The following is a 1,449-nucleotide window of genomic DNA, read 5'->3' as shown; positions in this document are numbered from 1 at the left end:
ATGAACTGACCCCATAAAGTTGGACAGTTAGTTAAGCGGCAAACAAGGATTGAGTTCTGTACTCTACAGGACTCAATCCACCTAATTTCATCTTGATACGCTCATGATTGTAGTAGTGAATATACTCATCTACACTACGCTTGAGCTGGTCAATGCTTTCAAACTTCTCTAAATAGAATAATTCAGATTTTAAATGACCAAAGAAATTCTCCATCACAGCATTATCCAGACAGTTGCCTTTTCTTGACATGCTTTGCTTTACATCATTCTGTTGCAATAGATGCTGATAGCTTTGTAACTGGTATTGCCAGCCCTGATCTGAATGCAATACTACGGTATCGGTGGGCTTTAATTTTTCACATGCTGATTTGAACATTTTGATCACCATATGCTGATGGGGGCGATCAGAAGTTTGCCATGCGATAATTTCACCATTATATAAGTCCAGAATGGGCGATAAATATAGCTTCTTGCCATTCACATAAAATTCGGTCACATCAGTAACCCATTTTTGGTTTGGTCTGGTAGCGGTAAATTGACGCTTCAGTATGTTGGGTGCAGCTTTACCATAAGCCCCTTTGTAGGATTGATATTTTTTACGTCTAATCAATGATGTAAGTTTTAGTTGCTGCATCAATTTTTGGACAGTTTTATGGTTAAGAAGATACCCTTTACGTCTCAAAGTACTTGTAATTCTGCGATAGCCATAACGACCCTTATGCTGATGATAGAGGGTCTGTATTAATCGCTTTTCGTTGCTATATTTATCACTGTTTGAATGACTATACCAATAGTAGAACGTACTTCGAGCCATTCTAGCGGCTGTTAATAGGGAAGATAAACAATGAATATGCCTTAACTCGATAATCAGCCTCGATTTCTCTTTGCTGCTAATTTGTGCTTTTGCTGAGCTAAGGCTTCCAACTTTTTTAAATAATCAACTTCTGCACGCAAGTATGCAAGTTGCTGCAATAAATCATCTTTACTAAGGTCAGCATCTTTTTTGTTAATGGATGCTATAGGCTTAATGGGCTTCATAACAGGCGGCCTACCTAATTTAAGAGGGGTTAATGCTTGTAATCCACCCTCATCATAAAGCTTTTCCCACGCAGTAATCGTATTGATTGCATGAATATTAAAGTGTTCGGCGGCTTGTCGAGTAGAAAGATGATTTTTTCGTTTATATAAGATAATAGCTTCTTTTTCTTCGGCTGAAAGATTAAGTCGTTGCTTTTCTAAGCATTGAATTCCATGTCGTTTATATAGATTTGCCCAAAGTCTGACGTGCCCTTGGTCAATACCATAAATTGCTGCGGTTCTTCGTTGTCCATCATTTGTATGAAAGAAGTGGTTAACCACTTCCAACTTAAACTCAACAGTACGTTTCAACCTGCTCATGAGTTACACCCCTAGTAGTGGATTTATGTCCAACTTTCGGGGTGCAGTTCA

General features: G+C 38.4%; 1 protein-coding gene. It reads right to left on the bottom strand.

Annotation, left to right across the window (positions count from 1 at the left end; all coding sequences use genetic code 11):
- Positions 1–31: 31 nt before the first annotated feature.
- Positions 32–1,398 (bottom strand): IS3 family transposase gene (locus tag QTA56_RS18240; protein WP_411956115.1). Its coding sequence is split into 2 segments (ribosomal slippage): positions 32–924 and positions 924–1,398, totalling 1,368 coding nucleotides; the frame shifts between segments, so codons are not numbered across the junction.
- Between the last annotated feature and the right edge of the window lie 51 nt (positions 1,399–1,449).

This window comes from Acinetobacter thutiue, from assembly GCF_030385805.1.
GTDB classification, from domain to species: domain Bacteria; phylum Pseudomonadota; class Gammaproteobacteria; order Pseudomonadales; family Moraxellaceae; genus Acinetobacter; species Acinetobacter corruptisaponis.
Note: the sequence above shows the minus strand (reverse complement) of the source record. Positions and strands in the feature narration are given on the sequence as shown.